This is a genomic window from Frondihabitans sp. 762G35 (assembly GCF_002074055.1).
Taxonomy (GTDB): domain Bacteria; phylum Actinomycetota; class Actinomycetes; order Actinomycetales; family Microbacteriaceae; genus Frondihabitans.
Map to the genome: position 1 here is coordinate 1,468,348 of NZ_CP014619.1, position 17,998 is coordinate 1,486,345.

The following is a 17,998-nucleotide window of genomic DNA, read 5'->3' on the forward strand; positions in this document are numbered from 1 at the left end:
ACATGACCGACACATCCACCTCCACCCCCACCCCCACCGCAGAGCTCTCGGCCGCGGGCGTCAGCATCTGGCTCGACGACCTGTCGCGCGAGCGCATCAAGGCCGAGGGCCTCCAGAAGCTGATCGCCGAGCGGAACGTCGTCGGCGTCACCACGAACCCGACCATCTTCGCGTCGGCTCTCGCCAAGGGCGAGGCCTACGACGAGCAGGTCGCCGAGCTCGCCAAGGCCGGCACCGGGGTCACCGATGCCGTCTTCGAGATCACGACTGACGACGTCGCCGACGCGTGCATCGTCTTCAAGCCGATCTACGACGCCACCGCCGGCTACGACGGCCGCGTGTCGATCGAGGTCGAGCCCGGCCTCGCCCACGACGCCGCCGGGACCATCGAGCAGGCGAAGAGCCTGTTCACGAAGGTCGACCGCGAGAACGTCCTCATCAAGATCCCCGCGACCGTCGAGGGACTCGAGGCCATCACCGCCGTCATCGCCGAGGGCATCAGCGTCAACGTCACGCTGATCTTCTCGCTCGAGCGCTACCGCGCCGTGATCAACGCCTACCTGACCGGTCTCGAGCAGGCCAAGGCCGCGGGCAAGGACCTCACGAAGATCCACTCCGTCGCCTCGTTCTTCGTGTCGCGCGTCGACACCGAGATCGACAAGCGCCTCGACGCGATCGGCACGGACGAGGCCAAGGCCCTGAAGTCGAAGGCCGGCGTCGCGAACGCCCAGCTCGCCTACCAGGTGTACCAGCAGGCCTTCGAGACCGAGCGCGCCCAGGGCCTCATCGCCGCCGGCGCCAACAAGCAGCGCCCGCTGTGGGCGTCCACCGGCGTGAAGGACCCCGCGGTCCTCGACACGACGTACGTCGTCGAGCTCGTCGCGGCCGACGTCGTCAACACGATGCCGGAGAAGACCCTCGAGGCCACCTTCGACCACGGCGTCATCGCCGGCGACACCATCACCGGGTCCTACGCGAAGGCCAACGAGGTCATGGACGCCATCGCGGCCCAGGGCGTCTCCTACGACGAGGTGACCGCGGCTCTCGAGTCCGAGGGCGTCGAGAAGTTCATCGTCTCCTGGAACGAACTGCTGGACACCGTCACGGCCGCTCTGGAGGCCGCCAAGTGACCGTCGCCATCACCGCGAGCGGCGACGCTCTCGAGGCCGTCAAGCGCGTCGTCCCGATCCTCGTCGACGACATGGTCGCCTCCGGCATCACGGCACAGAACCCCAGCCTCTGGGGTCCCGACGCCGAGTCGGAGTCGGCGAAGCGTCTGGGCTGGACCGAGGCGGTCGCCGTCTCCGCCCCGCTCGTCCCGCAGATCGTCGAGCTCCGCGAGAAGCTCGCCGCCAAGGGCCTGACGCGCTTCGTCCTGGCCGGCATGGGCGGCTCCTCGCTCGCACCCGAGGTCATCACGCGGACCTACGGCGTCGACCTCGTCGTGCTGGACGCGACCGAGCCGACCCAGGTCCTGACCGCACTCCACGAGGACCTCGAGCACTCGGTGCTCGTCGTCTCGTCGAAGTCGGGCTCGACCGTCGAGACCGCCAGCCAGCGCAAGACCTTCGAGAAGGCCTTCGGAGACGCCGGCTACGACGTCACGGAGCGCATCGTCGTCGTCACCGACCCGGGCTCGCCGCTCGATCGGTCGGCGCGCGAGGCCGGCTACGTCGTCTTCAACGCCGACCCCAACATCGGCGGTCGCTACTCCGCGCTGTCGGCCTTCGGCCTCGTGCCGTCGGGCCTGGCCGGAGCCGACATCGGCGAGCTCCTCGCCGAGGCCGACGCGGTCACCGTCGAGCTCGCGCAGGATCGCGCCGACAACCCCGGCCTCGTGCTGGGCGCGGTGCTGGGTGGCACGAAGCCCCTCCGCGACAAGATCGCCATCGTGGCCGACGGCACCCACATCCTGGGCTTCCCGGACTGGGCAGAGCAGTTGATCGCCGAGTCGACGGGCAAGCTCGGTCGTGGGCTCCTGCCGGTCGTGATCGGTCTCGACGCCCCGGAGATCACGGAGGGCCTGCACGACGTGCAGATCGTCCGTCTTGTCGCCAACACCGAGGAGACGCGCGACGTCGCCCCCGGCGAGGTCGAGATCTCGGGATCGCTCGGCGCTCAGATCATGGTCTGGGAGTACGCGGTCGCCGTCGCCGGTCGACTGCTCGAGATCAACCCGTTCGATCAGCCCGACGTCGAGTCGGCCAAGATCGCCACGCGGGCCCTCCTCGACGACCGTCCGGAGCCGGCTCCCGCCGCCTTCGAGGTCGACGGTGTCGAGGTCCGCGAGGTCGGCGGAGTCGAGCTCGGCGACTCGCTCGCCAGCGCGGTCGAGGGGCTCCTGTCCCAGCTGACCGACGAGGGCTACGTCTCGATCCAGGCCTACGTCGACCGGGTTCACAACCCGGAGCTCGAGGAGACCCGCGACGTCCTCGCGGCGCGCACCCAGCGCCCGGTGACGTTCGGCTGGGGACCCCGGTTCCTGCACTCGACCGGTCAGTACCACAAGGGAGGCCCGGCCAACGGCGTCTTCCTCCAGATCACGCAGGTCGCCGAGACCGACCTCGAGATCCCCGACAGCCCCTTCACCTTCGGCACCCTCGTCGCGGCTCAGGCCGCGGGCGACGCCAAGGTGCTCTCGGAGCACGGTCGACCCGTCCTCACCCTCACGGTGAAGGACGTAGCGGCAGCGTTGCCGGCCATCCTCAGCGCACTCCGTTGATCGTGGGGCGGGCGCAGGGCATTCCTCCTGCGCCCGCCTCTCCCGGTTCCGGAGTACCACTCGAGCACCACAACGCAAGGACACAGACACCACACATGGCACCGGTGGAAATCACGCCGGAGTTCAACCCCCTGAGGTTGCCCTCCGATCGACGACTCAACCGAATCGCCGGTCCGAGCGGCCTCATCATCTTCGGCGTGACGGGCGACCTCTCGCGCAAAAAGCTGATGCCGGCCGTGTACGACCTGGCCAACCGCGGTCTCCTCCCCCCGGGCTTCGCACTCGTCGGCTTCGCCCGACGCGAGTGGGAGGACCAGGACTTCGAGCAGGTCGTCTACGAGGCGGTCAAGCAGCACGCCCGCACCCCCTTCGACGAGGACGTCTGGCGGCAGCTCAAGGAGGGCATCCGGTTCGTCCAGGGCAACTTCGACGACGCCGAGGCCTTTGCCCAGCTCAAGGCCACCATCGACGAGCTCGACGTCGCCCGCGGAACGATGGGCAACCACGCCTTCTACCTCTCGATCCCGCCGAAGTTCTTCCCGCTCGTGACCGAGCAGCTCCGCAACTCCGGCCTCGTCGACGACGACGCGTCCAGCGACAGCGTCGAGCGCCCTTGGCGCCGCGTCGTGATCGAGAAGCCCTTCGGCAGCGACCTGAAAACGGCGCGCGAGTTGAACGCCGTCGTGGAGACGGTCTTCGAGCCCGACTCGGTCTTCCGGATCGACCACTACCTCGGCAAGGAGACGGTCCAGAACCTCCTGACCCTCCGCTTCGCCAACCAGATGTACGAGCCCCTCTGGAACTCCAAGTACGTCGACCACGTCCAGATCACCATGGCCGAGGACATCGGCGTGGGCGGCCGCGCCGGCTACTACGACGGCATCGGCGCCGCGCGCGATGTCATCCAGAACCACCTCCTGCAGCTCCTCGCCCTCACCGCGATGGAGGAGCCGGTCAGCTTCAAGGCCAAGGATCTCCGGGCCGAGAAGGAGAAGGTCCTCTCCGCCGTGCGGATCCCCGAGGACCTCGCCACGGGCACCGCCCGGGGTCAGTACTCCGGTGGCTGGCAGGGCGGCGAGAAGGTCCTCGGCTTCCTCGACGAGGCCGGCATGAACCCGGAGTCGGTCACCGAGACGTTCGCCGCGATCCGTCTCGAGATCGCCACGCGCCGCTGGTCGGGCGTTCCGTTCTACCTCCGCGCCGGCAAGCGACTCGGTCGCCGCGTAACGGAGATCGCCGTGGTCTTCAAGCGCGTCCCCGAGAACGTCTTCGGCCTGCAGGACGGCGCCGAGCTCGGCCAGAACGCGCTCGTCATCCGCGTGCAGCCCGACGAGGGCGTCACGCTCCGCTTCGGCTCCAAGGTCCCCGGCATCGGCACGCAGGTGCGCGACGTCACGATGGACTTCGGGTACGGGCACGCCTTCACCGAGGCAAGCCCCGAGGCCTACGAGCGACTCATCCTGGACGTGCTCCTCGGCGATCCCCCGCTCTTCCCCCGCCACGAGGAGGTCGAGCTCTCGTGGAACATCCTCGACCCGATCGAGGAATTCTGGGCGACCCAGGGGCAGCCGGAGCAGTACCGCCCCGGCACCTGGGGCCCGCATTCCGCTGACGAACTGATGGCCCGTGACGGCCGCACCTGGAGGCGTCCGTGATCGTCGATCTTCCCGACAGCACCATCAGCCGCGTGTCGAAGGCGCTCGTCAAGATCCGGGAGGAGGGCGGCGTCGTCGCCCTCGGCCGGGTCCTGACGCTCGTCATCTCCACGAACCTCGGACACGAGGAGGAGGCCATCGAGGCCGCCAACGAGGCGTCCCGTGAGCACCCGATGCGCGTCATCGTCATCTCCACCGACGTCGACGGACCGGGTCAGGCGGAAGCGCGGCTCGATGCCCAGATCCGGGTCGGCGGAGACGCCGGCGCGAGCGAGGTCATCCTCCTGCGCGCCTACGGCGACATCGCGACCGACGAGGAGGGGCTCGTCACGGGCCTCCTGCTCCCCGACGCACCGGTCGTGGCCTGGTGGCCCGGCAAGGCGCCGAGCGTCGTCTCCGAGTCTCCCCTCGGGCGCATCGCCCAGCGTCGCATCACGGACGCCGCGGCACAGAGCAACCCCCGTCAGTCGATCGTCGACCTGGCCAAGACGTACGAGCCCGGCGACACCGACCTCGCCTGGACGCGCCTCACCCTCTGGCGCACACAGCTCGCCGCCGCCCTGGATCAGCCGCCCTACGAGCCCGTCACGGCGGTCGAGGTGAGCGGCGCTGCGGATTCCCCCTCGACGCTGCTCCTGGCGGCGTGGCTGCGGCTCCAGCTGCAGGTGCCGGTGAACCACGAGCTGACGACGCGGGCCACCGGGTCGAGCGGGATCCACGGGGTCCGCCTGATCCGCGCATCCGGCCCCATCGAGCTCGAGCGCTCGCTCGTGAACGTCGCGACCCTCTCGCAGCCGGGACAGCCGACCCACGACTTGGCTCTGCCACGCCGCAACCTGCGCGACTGCCTGGCCGAGGAACTCCGTAGACTCGACCCTGATTCCCTCTTCGGGAACGTCGTGAAGACGGGCGTCGCCCAGCTGGGCGCCGACCGAGAGAACAACTGATCCAGAGCGATCTGATCCCCGAGAGTAACTGAGGCAGACTGAGACGTGACGAACGAACGCCGGGTGCTGGTTCACCCCGACAAGGAATCACTGGGCGCATCCGTCGCCGCTCGATTCATCACCAAGATCATCGACGTCATCGAGGAGCAGGACTACGCCTCGATCGTCCTGAGCGGCGGGTCGGTGAGCACGCTCGTGCTGGCGGCCATCAACCACTCGGGTGCTCGCGACAGCGTGGACTGGTCGAAGGTGTCCGTGTGGTGGGCCGACGAGCGCTGGGTCGGAGCGGACGACGCCGATCGCAACGACCGCCAGAACGGCGTGGACCTCCTCGACCACATCGGGGTGCTCCCCGAGAACGTCCACCGCTTCAAGGCGGTCGGCGAGGTCGAGAGCATCGAGGAGGCCGCGTCCGCCTACATCGCCGAGCTGAAGGCGCACGCGCAGGGTGACGACGAGTCACCCCGCTTCGACATCACGCTCCTCGGTGTGGGCCCCGACGGACACGTCGCGTCGCTCTTCCCCGACAAGCCGCAGGTGGGCATGACCGAGCCGACCGTGCTGACGATCGACGACAGCCCCAAGCCGCCGCCGGAGCGTCTGACGCTCAGCCTCCCGGCCATCAACAACTCGCAGCGCGTGTGGATGATCCTCGCCGGTGCCGAGAAGGCCTCCTCGCTGGGCCTCGCCCTGGCGGGCGCCGGTGCCGACCAGGTGCCCGTCGCGGGCGTCAAGGGCCGCAAGCGCACGGTCTTCTTCGTCGACCAGGATGCCGCGGCCGAGGTCCCCGAGCAGCTCATCGCCTCCACCTACTGAGACGGCTCCACTGAGACGTCGCCGGTTGCGGTGTCTGTCCCCCGCGGATGTTCCCGCGGGGGATTTCTCTTTGCCGAAACGCCACAGCGCCGCACCGTGCCGGCGGCCCGCAGGATCACGACGGAAGGCCCGGCACGAATGCCGGGCCTTCCGTCGTCGCCGTGACGCTACTTCTTGGCGGGAACCTTGCCGCGCCGCTCGCGCAGAGCCTGCAGGGCCTCGTCGAGGAGCTGAGCCGCCTCCTCTTCGGTGCGGCGCTCCTTCACGTAGGCGAGGTGAGTCTTGTAGGGCTCGAGCTTGGCCACGACGGGCGGGTTGTCCTTGTCGCGCCCGGCGGGGAGACCGCTCGACGGCGAGTCGACGGTCTCGGGGATCTCCTCGTCGGGGACGTTCGCCGCGAAGTGACGGACGACCTCGTTACCGAGGGCATCCCAGTAGGAGATGGTGATGCGCTCGGCGTGGTAACCCCGATCCTGCTCCCCCATCGGCCCGGCTCCGACACGCGAGCCTCGGATTGCACTGCCACCTGATGCCATTAGGACCCCGCTGAGAATTTGGTGATGAGCCCGAGGACCACGATGCACGCGATCCAGATGAGCCCGAGGATGACTGTGATCCGGTTGAGGTTGCGCTCGGCCACACCCGACGCGCCGAGGTTGCTGGTGACACCGCCGCCGAACATGTCGGAGAGGCCGCCACCGCGACCGCGGTGAAGCAGGATGAGCAGGGTCAGCAGGAGGCTCGTGATACCGAGCAGCACCTGCAATACGACCTGGAGAATTAGCACGGAGAACCTTTCACGTGGCGGATGGCCGCTAACGAGTATAACCGGGGCTGTGCCGGTTCTCAGACTCCGACGTGGTTCTGGTAACGGACGATGCTGGCGAACTCCGGGATGTCGAGACTGGCACCGCCGACGAGGGCGCCGTCGACGTTCGGCTCGCGCATGAAGGTCGCGATGTTGCCGGACTTGACGGAACCGCCGTAGAGGATCCGGGTGCTCGAGGCGGCGTCGGCCCCGAGGACCTCGGCCAGCGTCTCGCGGAGCGCTGCGGCGACCTGCTCGGCCTGATCGGGCGTCGCCGCCTGGCCGGAGCCGATGGCCCAGACGGGCTCGTAGGCGACGACGATCTCGGCCGTCTTCGGAAGCGACGCCAGTGCGGCCCGGAGCTGGGCCGTGGGCACGGCGCTGGGGCCGTGCTTCTCCAGGTCTTCGGCGGTCTCGCCGACGCAGAGGACCGGCACCAGACCGTGGCGGTGGGCCGCTGCCACCTTGGCGGCGACTATCTCGTCGGTCTCCCCGTGCAGGGTCCGTCGTTCGGAGTGCCCGACGATGACGTACTTGACGTCGAGTCGAGCGAGGAAGGCCCCGGAGATGTCACCCGTGAAGGCGCCGGAGTCGTCGGCGGACAGGTCCTGCGCGCCCAGCTCGAGATCGAGCTTGTCGGCGTCGATCAACGTCTGCACGGAGCGCAGATCGGTGAACGGCGGGAAGATCGCGGCCTCGACCTTGGCGAAGTCGTGCTTGGCGTCTTTGAGGCTCCAGGCGAGCTTCTGGACGAACGCGATCGACTGCAGGTGATCGAGGTTCATCTTCCAGTTGCCGGCGATGAACGGGCGACGTGCGGTTACCATCCGAGGACCTCCAGTCCGGGGAGCTTCTTGCCCTCGAGGAACTCGAGGCTGGCTCCACCACCGGTGGAGATGTGGCCGAACTGGTCGTCGCGGAAGCCGAGCGCGCGGACCGCCGAGGCGGAGTCTCCGCCGCCGACGACGCCGAGGCCGTCGACCCGCGTCAGTGCGTCGGCCACGACGCGCGTGCCTGCCGCGAACGCGTCGAACTCGAAGACGCCCATGGGTCCGTTCCAGAAGACCGTCTTCGACGACGCGATGATGTCGGCGAAGGTCTTCGCGGTGTCGGGCCCGATGTCGAGACCGATGCCGGACGCTCCGAACGAGGTCGACTCGATGGCCGAGGCCTCGACCGTCTCGTGCTCGGCGTCGGCGGAGAAGCTCTCCGCCACGACCACGTCGGTCGGCAGGACCAGTCGGATGCCGCGGGACTCGGCGTCGCGCAGGTAGCCGCGGACCCGCTCCAGCTGGTCGCTCTCGAGGAGGCTCTTGCCGACCTGGTGGCCCTGCGCCGCCAGGAAGGTGAACAGCATCCCACCGCCGATGAGGAGGTTGTCGACGCGGGGCAGCAGGTGCTCGATCACACCGAGCTTGTCGCTGACCTTCGAGCCGCCCAGGACGACCGTGTAGGGCCGCTCCGGCTTCTCGGTGAGGCGCTCGAGCACGTCGAGCTCGGCCGTGATGAGCGATCCTGCTGCACTCGGGAGGAGCCGGGGCAGGTCGTAGACGCTGGCCTGCTTGCGGTGGACGACACCGAAGCCGTCGGAGACGAAGGCCTCGCCGAGAGCGGCGAGCTGCTCGGCGAAGGCCTTCCGCTCGGCGTCGCTCTTCGAGGTCTCGGCCGCCTGGAAGCGGAGGTTCTCGAGCACGATGATCTGGCCGTCCTCGAGCGAGTGGACGGCCGAGGCCGTCTCGTCGCCGACGGTCTCCGGAGCGAAGCCGACGGAGGTGCCGAGCAGCTCGCCGAGTCGCTGCGCGACGGGAGCGAGGCTGTACTCCGGCTTGACCTCCCCGTCGGGTCGACCGAGGTGGGAGATCACGATGACGCGAGCCCCCTCGTTGATCAGGGTGTCGAGGGTTCCGAGCGAGGCGCGGACACGCCCGTCGTCCGTGATCGCGCCGTCTTTCAACGGCACGTTCAGGTCGCAACGGACGATGACGCGCTTACCGGCCAGGGAGCCGAGAGACTCGAGAGTGCGAAGAGGCATCGGTGCAGCGGCGCCTAGAGCTTCGCCGCGACGTACTCGGCGAGGTCGACGAGGCGGTTGGAGTAGCCCCACTCGTTGTCGTACCAGGACGTGATCTTGACGAGGTTGCCGATCACCTTGGTGAGACCGGAGTCGTAGATCGAGGAGTGCGGGTCGGTGCGGATGTCGCTCGAGACCAGCGGGTCTTCGGAATAGAGCAGGATGCCCTTCAGCTCACCCTCCGCGGCGGCCTTGTAGGCGGCGTTGATCTGGTCGACGGTCACCGGGGTCGAGGTCTCGAGGGTGACGTCGGTGATCGAACCGGTCGGCACCGGGACGCGCAGAGCGTAGCCGTCGAGCTTGCCGGAGAGCTCCGGGATGACCTGGCCGATGGCCTTGGCGGCACCGGTCGAGGTCGGCACGATGTTGAGGGCCGCGGCGCGTGCGCGACGGGGGTCCTTGTGCGGGCCGTCCTGCAGGTTCTGGTCGGCCGTGTAGGCGTGCACCGTCGTCATGAGACCGCGCTCGACACCGAAGTTGTCGAGGAAGACCTTCATCAGGGGCGCCAGGCTGTTCGTGGTGCAGGAGGCGTTCGAGATGATGTGGTGGTTGGCGGGGTCGTAGGTCGACTCGTTGACGCCGAGCACGATTGTCGCGTCGTCGCCGGTGGCCGGAGCCGAGATGATGACCTTCTTGGCGCCCGCATCGATGTGCTTCTGCGCGTCGGAGGCCTTCGTGAAGAAACCGGTCGACTCGATGACGATCTCGACGCCCAGCTCGCCCCAGGGGAGGTTGGCGGGGTCGCGCTCCTCGAACACGCGGATCGGCTTGCCGTTGACGACGATGGTGTCGCCGTCGAGCTCGACGGTCGCGTCGAGGCGACCGGTGATCGAGTCGAACTTGAGGAGGTTGGCGAGGGACGCGTTGTCGGTCAGATCGTTGACGGCGACGATTTCGAGGTCACTCCCCTTCGCGAGGGCGGCCCGGAAGTAGTTGCGGCCGATGCGGCCGAAGCCGTTGATTCCGATCTTGACGCTCAAGGGAACTCCAGATTTTCAGGCGTCTGTCGACGCGGTTGTGTACAGCGAAAAACGGCGGCTGCGACCTCGCGCTTCAGCCTTTACGACAGTAGCAGGAGGCACCTCGTGTGTCAGAAGACGAGGAGTCCGTCGGTCTTGGTGGTGGCGGTGGTGTAGCGGGCCTGGACGTTCTCCCACGAGACGACGTTCCAGAACGCCTTCACGTAGTCGGCGCGCACGTTGCGGTAGTCGAGGTAGTACGCGTGCTCCCACACGTCGAGCATCAGCAGCGGCACGATGCCCAGCGGCACGTTGCCCTGCTGGTCGAACAGCTGGAACACCAGCAGCTTCTTCCCGATGGTGTCGTACCCGAGGACGCTCCACCCCGATCCCTGCACGCCGAGCGCGGTCGCGGTGAAGTGCGCAGTGAACTGATCGAACGACCCGAACTGGTCGTCGATGACCTGGGCGAGGTCGCCGGTGGGCTTGTCACCACCGTCGGGCGACATGTTCGTCCAGAAGATCGAGTGGTTCACGTGACCGCCGAGGTTGAACGCGAGGTCCTTCTCCAGCTTGTTCACGTTCGCGAGGTTCCCGCTCTCGCGGGCCTCCGCGAGCTGCGCCACGGCCGTGTTCGCACCCGTGACATACGTCTGGTGGTGCTTGGAGTGATGCAGCTCCATGATCGTGCCCGAGATGCTCGGCGCCAGAGCCGAGTAGTCGTACGCGAGGTCGGGAAGGGTGTATTCAGCCATGAACTGTCTCCTAGCTCGAGGGCCCGCCTTCTCCGCGATCGGAGACTCCGGCGGGTGGACGATTTAAGTCTAGTGACGACTCAGGGAACGAAGATGGATCGTCGCGTGAACGCTCAGGCAATCCTCACGCCGGGCGGACCGTGGACCGGGCGGGGCCGGGACCTCGCGGCACGGGGACGGGGGTCCTGCGTCAGTCGAGATCGAGGTCGGCCGGGAGGTTCGCCTCGGTGCCGGGGATCCCCTGTTCGGAGGCCTTCTTGTCGGCCATGGCCAGGAGGCGCCGGATGCGGCCGGCGACGGCGTCCTTCGTCATCGGCGGGTCGGCGTGGTGCCCGAGCTCGTCGAGGCTGGCGTCGCGGTGGGCGAGACGCAGCTCGCCGGCGTAGCGGAGGTGGTCGGGGATGTCGTCGCCGAGGATCTCCATGGCGCGGTCCACGCGAGCGCAGGCCGCCACGGCCGCCTGGGCCGAGCGTCGGAGGTTGGCGTCGTCGAAGTTCACCAGGCGGTTGGCCGTGGCGCGGACCTCGCGGCGCTGGCGCAGCTCCTCCCAGTCGGCGACGCTGCGGGCGGCGCCCATCTGCTTGAGCATGGCGCTGATCGCCTCGCCGTCGCGGATGACGACGCGGTGGATGCCGCGGACCTCGCGGGCCTTCGCGGCGATCCCGAGGCGACCCGCGGCTCCCACGAGCGCCATGGCGGCCTCGTTGCCGGGGCACACGACCTCCAGGGCGGCCGAGCGGCCGGGATCGGTGAGGCTGCCCTGCGCGAGGAACGCGCCCCGCCAGATGGCCGCGAGGTCGTCGCGCGACCCCGTCGTCAGGCGGTTCGGGAGGCCGCGGACGGGGCGTCTCCTGGCGTCCATCAGTCCGGTCTGCCGAGCGAGCGTCTCGCCGGCCTCGTGGATGCGGACGAGGTAGTGGCTCGTGCGGCGGAGGCCCGTCGCCGCGATCACCGTGACGTCGCTCCGGGCGCCGTAGAGCTCCGCCAGGTCTTTGCGGACGCGGCGGGCCAGGAGCGCGCTGTCGAGCTCCGCCTCCACGGCGATGCGGCCGGAGATGACGTGGAGCCCCCCGGCGAAGCGCAGGATCGTCGCGACCTCGGCCGCGCGGACGGTCGTCTTGCCGACCTCGACGCGGGCGAGTTCTTCTTTGACGTCGGCAGTCTGAGCCAAGACACATTCCTTTACGAGATTCGAGTTGTTCTGTCGGCGCTGGTGAGGCGCTTTCCCTGGGGCGTGCGTGCGGACACGCGCTTCACGGATGGAGGGGAGACGGAGCCGCAGCGGACGGCCGTCGGTCGGTCGTCTCGGCCCGGGCCCGGCGACCGACCCGGTTCGCCGGTGTGGCGTGGACGTCGCAGCGGGTCATTCCCGCCCGAGATCTCGGTGCTTCACGCTCACGGCGACCCCGGGGAGCCCGCGCAGGTGGGCCGCGAGTTCGCCGACGAGGGTCACCGACCGGTGCTTCCCGCCCGTACAGCCAATGGCGATCGTAGCGTGTCTCTTGTTCTCGCGCTGATAGCCCGCCATGACCGGCTCCAGGGCGGCGCCGAAGGCCGTGACGAACTCGCGCGCTCCGGCCTGCGCGAGGACGTACTCCTGCACGGGGGCGTCGAGGCCGTTCTGAGGTCGCAGAGCGGGCACCCAGAACGGGTTGGGCAGGAATCGCGCGTCGCCCACCATGTCGGCGTCGGCGGGAAGACCGTACTTGAATCCGAAGCTGAGGACCGTGACCTGGACGCCGGCCGTCTCGGGGCCCGAGAACATCTCCGTGATGGACGTCGCGAGCTGGTGGATGTTGAACTCGGACGTGTCGATGATGACGTCGCTCGTCTCGCGCAGCTCCTCCATCCGGCTGCGTTCGGCCAGGATGCCGTCGAGCAGCGTGCCGTCGCCCTGGAGCGGGTGGGGTCGCCGCACCTGCTCGAAGCGTCGCACGAGGGCGGCATCGGTCGCGTCGAGGAAGAGGACCCGCACCTTCGTCGGCATCGAGCTCTGCAGAGCGCGCACCGCCTCCTGCGCCTCGGAGAAGAGGCGGCCGCCCCGGACGTCGACCACGGCGGCGATCTTGGGCAGGGAGTCCCCCGCCCGCTCGGCGAGGTCGATGAGGGGTCGGAGCATCTGCGCCGGCAGGTTGTCGACGACGTACCAGCCCAGGTCTTCGAGAGCGTTGCCGACCGTGGACCGCCCCGCGCCCGACATTCCCGTCACGATCAGGACGTCTTGCTGTTCGGCTGCGTCGGTCACGGACACACGCCCTTTCGATAGCGGCTCGCGGACGGGGACGATCTTACTCGGCGCGCGACACGCCGACGGGCTCGGGCCGACCGGCCTCCCCCGTCGCCTGGGCTTCTTCGGTCGCCTCGGCCTCCTCCGTCGCCTCGGCCTCCTGCCGGGTGCCGAGCGTCGCGGTGATGCTCGCGGCCAGGGTCGGCCCGATCCCCCGGACCTCGGCGATCTCGGCGGGTGAGGCCTTCTTGAGCCGGGCGACCGAGCCGAAGTGCTTCAGGAGCTCCGCCACCCGGGCCTTGCCCAACCCGGGGATCTCGGCCAGCTGGGTCGAGATGTCTCGCTTGCGCTTCTGCCGCTGGAACGTGATCGCGAAACGGTGGGCCTCGTCGCGGATCCGCTGGATGAGGAAGAGGGCGTCGGAGTTGCGGGGCAGGATGACGGGGAAGTCGTCGTCGGGAAGCCAGATCTCCTCGAGCCGCTTCGCGATGCCGCAGAGCTGGATGCCCGTCACGCCGAGGTCGTCCAGCGCGCGCTGTGCGGCGGCGACCTGGGGTTGGCCGCCGTCGACGATGAGGAGGTTGGGCCGGTAGGCGAACCGCTTCCGCTGCTCCCCCACCTCCTCCACGGGCGCCGTCTCGTCATCGAGCCGAGCGAGACGCCGCGAGAGCGTCTGGTAGATCGACTCGGTGTCGTCGGTCGAGGACGGGATGCTGAAACGGCGGTACTGGTCTTTCCGCGGGAGGCCGTCCTCGAAGACGACCATCGACGCGACGATGTTCGTCCCCTGGAGGTGCGAGACGTCGTAGCACTCCATCCGGAGCGGCGCATCGGCCATGCCCAGCGCCTCCTGGATGTCGGCCAAAGCCGTCGAGCGCGTCGCGAAGTCGGCGCTCCGCTTCGTCTTGTAGAGCATGAGCGACTGGCCGGCGTTCAGTGTGGCCGTCTGCATGAGGTTGGCCTTGTCGCCGCGCTGAGGCGTGTGGAGCTGGACCCTGCCGCGACCGCGCAGGTCGGACAGCCAGGTCTCGAGCGCGGGGGCGTCGTCGGGCAGGGTCGGCACGACGATCTCCCGAGGGAGCTCGGTGCCCTTGGAGTAGACGTCCTGGAGAACCTGCTCGACGATGTCGCCCGTCGAGATGTCGATCTCCTTGTCGAGGACCCACCCGCGGACACCGCGGATCCGGCCCCCGCGGACGGTGAACTGCTGGACCGCCGCGGCGAGCTCGTCTTCCGCGATCGCATACAGGTCGAGATCGACGGAGTCGCGGAGGACGACTGCGGACTTCTCGAGGACCGCCTCGAGCGCTCCGACCTGGTCGCGGAAGCGCGCGGCGTCCTCGTAGCGCTGCTCCTCCGCGGCCACCCGCATGTCTTTCTGGAGTCGGGAGATGACCTTCCGGTCGTAGCTCGACATGAAGCGGATGAACTCGTCGACGATGACACGGTGCTCCTCGACGGTCACCCGACCGGAGCACGGCCCTCCGCAGCGGCCGATCTGACCGGGGAAGCAGGGCTTGCCGGTCTGCATCGCCTTCTTGTAGCTCGAGTCGGAGCAGGTGCGGATCGGGAACACCTTGATCATCAGGTCGATCGTGTCGTGCACCGCCCAGATCTTCGGGAACGGCCCGAAGTACTTGGCCCCTTTGATGCGCGTGTTCCTCGTGACCATCACCCTCGGCGCCTCGTCGGCCAGGGTGATCGCCATGAAGGGATAGGACTTGTCGTCGCGGAACTTGACGTTGAACGGCGGATCGAACTCCTTGATCCAGGTGTACTCGAGCTGGAGCGCCTCGATGTCGGTGCCGACGACCGTCCACTCGACGCTCCTGGCGGTGAGCACCATCCGCCGGGTGCGCTCGTGGAGGGAGGGCAGGGGCGCGAAGTAGTTGCTCAGCCGCGCCCGGAGGTTCTTCGCCTTGCCGACGTAGAGGACGCGCCCGCGCTCGTCGCGCCAGCGGTAGACGCCGGGCTGGGTCGGGATGTCGCCCGCCTTCGGGCGCCAGGATACGGTGTTGCTCATCGGGTCGCGGGTCAGCTCCTAGCGGCTCAGCGCGCCGGCCTTGACCGCCGCCTGCTTCTTCTTCGGAGAGCGGGGAGTCGACGGGCGCGGCCCTGCGGGCTTCTGCGAGAGGATCTCGGCCAGGAACCGGCCGGTGTGGCTCTCCTCGACCTTGGCCAACTGCTCGGGTGTCCCGGTCGCGAGCACGCGCCCACCGCCGGCGCCGCCTTCGGGCCCCATGTCGATCAGCCAGTCGGCGGACTTGATGACGTCGAGGTTGTGCTCGATCACGACGACCGTGTTGCCCTTCTCGACGAGGCCGTTGAGGACCAGCAGGAGCTTGCGCACGTCTTCGAAGTGGAGACCAGTCGTCGGCTCGTCGAGCACGTAGATGCTGCGACCGTTGGACCTCTTCTGCAGCTCGGTCGCGAGCTTCACGCGCTGCGCCTCGCCGCCGGAGAGCGTGGTCGCGCTCTGGCCGAGGCGGACGTAGCCGAGGCCGACATCGACGAGCGTCTTCATGAAGCGCGAGATCGCGCTGATCGGCTCGAAGAAGACCGCGGCCTCGCTGATCGGCATGTCGAGCACCTCGGAGATGTTCTTGCCCTTGTAGTGCACCTGGAGGGTGTCGCGGTTGTACCGCGCTCCCCCGCACACCTCGCACGCGACGTAGACGTCGGGCAGGAAGTTCATCTCGATCTTGATGGTGCCGTCGCCCGAGCAGTTCTCGCAGCGGCCGCCCTTGACGTTGAAGCTGAAGCGTCCGGGGAGGTATCCGCGCGCCTTCGCCTCGACGGTCTCGGCGAACAGGTTCCGGATCCGGTCGAAGACGCCCGTGTAGGTCGCGGGGTTGGATCGCGGGGTGCGCCCGATCGGCGCCTGGTCGACGTGCACCACCTTGTCGAGGTTGTCGAGGCCGGTCACGCGCGTGTGCTTCCCGGGGATCTGCCGTGCCCCGTTGAGCTCGTTGGCGAGGACGCGGTAGAGGATGTCGTTGACGAGAGACGACTTGCCGGAGCCGCTGACGCCGGTGACGGCGACGAAGGTGCCGAGCGGGAAGTCGACGGTCACGTTGTCGAGGTTGTTGGCCCGCGCGCCCACGACCGACAGGAGACGGTTCTTGTCCATCTTGCGTCGCTTCGAGGGGGTGTCGATCGAGCGTCGACCGGCGAGGTAGTCGCCGGTGACGGACGACTCGTTGGCGAGCAGTGCGTCGTATCCACCCGAGTGGACGACCTGGCCGCCGTTGACGCCGGCGCCCGGTCCGATGTCGACGATCCAGTCGGCGGTGCGGATGGTGTCCTCGTCGTGCTCGACCACGATCAGCGTGTTGCCGAGGTTCTTGAGCTTGACGAGGGTGTCGATGAGGCGGCGGTTGTCGCGCTGGTGGAGACCGATCGACGGTTCGTCGAGGACGTAGAGCACGCCCGTCAGGCCCGAGCCGATCTGGGTGGCCAGCCGGATGCGCTGGGCCTCGCCTCCCGAGAGCGACCCCGCCGCTCGCGCCAGCGTCAGGTAGGTGAGACCGACCTCGAGGAGGAATTCGAGGCGGACGCGGATCTCCCGGAGGACCTGTGCGGCGATCCGCGCCTCGCGAGACGTGAGCACGACGTCGTTCATGAAGGAGAAGGCGTCGCTGAGGCTCAGCTCGGAGACGTCGGCGATGCTCCTGCCGTCGACCAGCACGGCCAGGACCTCGGGCTTGAGTCGCTTTCCCTTGCAGACGACGCAGGGGATCTCGCGGAGGTAGCTGGCGTACCGCTGCCGCTGCGAGTCGCTCTCGGCCTCGGCGTACTTGCGCTCGATGTAGGGCATGACGCCCTCGAAGCCGGTGGAGTACTTCATCTCGCGGCCGAAGCGGTTGCGGTAGCGGACGGTCACCTCGAAGTCGTTGCCCTCGAGGACTGCGCGTCGCACCTCGGGCGAGAGCTTCTTCCACGGGGTGTTCAGCTTGAAGCCGAGATCGCTCGCGAGACCCTCGAGGAGCTTCTGGAAGTAGTTGTAGAGGCCCTTGCCGGAGTTCGTCCACGGCAGGATCACGCCTTCGGCGAGGCTCAGCTCCTCGTCGCCGAGGAGCAGGTCGGAGTCGACCGACATCTTGGTGCCGAGGCCGGAGCACTCCGGGCAGGCGCCGAACGGGGCGTTGAACGAGAACGTGCGCGGCTCGATCTCGGTGAGCTGCAGCGGGTGCTGGTTGGGGCACGAGAGCTTCTCGGAGAACGTCCGGAACGCCTCCGGACCGCTCTCGTCGACGAAGTTGATCGTCACGAGGCCGTCGGTGAGTCGAAGCGCGGTCTCGAGGGAGTCGGTGAGACGGGTCAGCACGTCGTCGGAGGCCACGAGACGGTCGATGACGACGGAGATGTCGTGCTTGATCTGCTTCTTGAGAAGCGGAGGCGAGCTGAGCTGGACGGTCTCGCCGTCGACGATGGCCCGCGAGTAACCGGAGGACGCCAGCTCCTTGAAGAGGTCGACGAACTCGCCCTTCTTCTGCGAGACGACCGGGCTGAGCACCTGGTAGCGGCGACCCGTCTCGAGAGTCATGAGCTGGTCGGCGATCTGCTGCACCGTCTGCTTGCTGATCTTCTCGCCGCAGACGGGGCAGTGCGGAGTCCCGATACGAGCCCAGAGGAGACGCATGTAGTCGTAGATCTCGGTGATCGTGCCGACGGTCGACCGCGGGTTGCGGTTGGTCGACTTCTGGTCGATGGAGACCGCGGGGCTCAGGCCCTCGATGAAGTCGACGTCGGGGCGATCGACCTGGCCGAGGAACTGCCGGGCGTAGGCCGACAGCGACTCCACGTAGCGGCGCTGACCCTCCGCGAAGATGGTGTCGAAGGCGAGCGACGACTTGCCGGATCCGCTCAGGCCGGTGAAGACGACCAGGGAGTCGCGCGGGATCTCCAGGTCGACGTTGCGGAGGTTGTGCACTCGGGCGCCGCGCACGCTGAGCTTCGACACGTCGCCCGGGTCGGCCACGCTCGCGACCACGGCGGTGCCGAGGAATTCGGTCGTGGCGGTCGCTTCGGGGGTGGT

General features: G+C 68.4%; 15 protein-coding genes. 5 read left to right on the forward strand and 10 right to left on the reverse strand.

Annotation, left to right across the window (positions count from 1 at the left end; genetic code table 11):
• The first annotated feature begins 2 nt into the window (after positions 1-2).
• From tal to pgl, 5 genes are all read left to right on the forward strand, one after another.
• On the forward strand, positions 3-1,130 hold the full coding sequence (gene tal / locus AS850_RS07095) for a transaldolase (RefSeq protein WP_119868476.1): 1,128 nt from the start codon (positions 3-5) through the stop codon (positions 1,128-1,130).
• Positions 1,127-2,722 (forward strand): glucose-6-phosphate isomerase, encoded by a 1,596-nt coding sequence (locus tag AS850_RS07100; RefSeq protein WP_236940869.1) that lies wholly within the window; start codon positions 1,127-1,129, stop codon positions 2,720-2,722. The genes tal and AS850_RS07100 overlap by 4 nt, the downstream gene beginning before the upstream one ends.
• A 95-nt stretch (positions 2,723-2,817) precedes the next feature.
• Positions 2,818-4,377, forward strand: coding sequence for a glucose-6-phosphate dehydrogenase (gene zwf, locus AS850_RS07105; RefSeq protein WP_119868477.1), 1,560 nt, complete (start codon positions 2,818-2,820; stop codon positions 4,375-4,377).
• The gene (locus AS850_RS07110; protein WP_119868478.1) at positions 4,374-5,324 is read left to right on the forward strand and encodes a glucose-6-phosphate dehydrogenase assembly protein OpcA; all 951 of its coding nucleotides are present in this window, start codon (positions 4,374-4,376) and stop codon (positions 5,322-5,324) included. Before zwf ends, AS850_RS07110 begins: the two co-directional genes overlap by 4 nt.
• A gap of 45 nt (positions 5,325-5,369) precedes the next feature.
• Complete coding sequence (gene pgl, locus AS850_RS07115; protein ID WP_119868479.1) at positions 5,370-6,140, forward strand: 6-phosphogluconolactonase; 771 nt, start codon at positions 5,370-5,372, stop codon at positions 6,138-6,140.
• Between the two features lie 167 nt (positions 6,141-6,307).
• Here pgl and AS850_RS07120 read toward each other — a convergent pair whose 3' ends face one another.
• The 10 genes from AS850_RS07120 to uvrA form a co-directional block, all read right to left on the reverse strand.
• A complete protein-coding gene (locus AS850_RS07120) occupies positions 6,308-6,676 on the reverse strand; it encodes an RNA polymerase-binding protein RbpA (protein WP_119868480.1) in 369 nt (122 codons plus the stop codon).
• The gene (secG, locus tag AS850_RS07125) at positions 6,676-6,927 is read right to left on the reverse strand and encodes a preprotein translocase subunit SecG (protein WP_119868481.1); all 252 of its coding nucleotides are present in this window, start codon (positions 6,925-6,927) and stop codon (positions 6,676-6,678) included. Before secG ends, AS850_RS07120 begins: the two co-directional genes overlap by 1 nt.
• A 59-nt stretch (positions 6,928-6,986) precedes the next feature.
• A complete protein-coding gene (gene tpiA / locus AS850_RS07130) occupies positions 6,987-7,775 on the reverse strand; it encodes a triose-phosphate isomerase (protein WP_119868482.1) in 789 nt (262 codons plus the stop codon).
• The gene (locus AS850_RS07135) at positions 7,769-8,980 is read right to left on the reverse strand and encodes a phosphoglycerate kinase (RefSeq protein WP_119868483.1); all 1,212 of its coding nucleotides are present in this window, start codon (positions 8,978-8,980) and stop codon (positions 7,769-7,771) included. Before AS850_RS07135 ends, tpiA begins: the two co-directional genes overlap by 7 nt.
• A 14-nt stretch (positions 8,981-8,994) precedes the next feature.
• Positions 8,995-9,999 (reverse strand): type I glyceraldehyde-3-phosphate dehydrogenase, encoded by a 1,005-nt coding sequence (gene gap / locus AS850_RS07140; protein WP_119868484.1) that lies wholly within the window; start codon positions 9,997-9,999, stop codon positions 8,995-8,997.
• Positions 10,000-10,109: 110 nt separating this feature from the next.
• Entirely contained in the window at positions 10,110-10,733 is a 624-nt protein-coding gene (locus tag AS850_RS07145) for a superoxide dismutase (protein ID WP_119868485.1), read from the reverse strand.
• Positions 10,734-10,923: 190 nt separating this feature from the next.
• Positions 10,924-11,904, reverse strand: a complete 981-nt coding sequence (gene whiA, locus AS850_RS07150) for a DNA-binding protein WhiA (protein ID WP_119868486.1) — start codon at positions 11,902-11,904, stop codon at positions 10,924-10,926.
• Positions 11,905-12,096: 192 nt separating this feature from the next.
• Positions 12,097-12,933 (reverse strand): RNase adapter RapZ, encoded by an 837-nt coding sequence (gene rapZ / locus AS850_RS07155; protein ID WP_236940898.1) that lies wholly within the window; start codon positions 12,931-12,933, stop codon positions 12,097-12,099.
• Between the two features lie 88 nt (positions 12,934-13,021).
• Positions 13,022-14,983 (reverse strand): excinuclease ABC subunit UvrC, encoded by a 1,962-nt coding sequence (gene uvrC / locus AS850_RS07160; RefSeq protein ID WP_119868487.1) that lies wholly within the window; start codon positions 14,981-14,983, stop codon positions 13,022-13,024.
• Between the two features lie 18 nt (positions 14,984-15,001).
• A complete protein-coding gene (gene uvrA, locus AS850_RS07165) occupies positions 15,002-17,953 on the reverse strand; it encodes an excinuclease ABC subunit UvrA (protein WP_442856911.1) in 2,952 nt (983 codons plus the stop codon).
• Between the last annotated feature and the right edge of the window lie 45 nt (positions 17,954-17,998).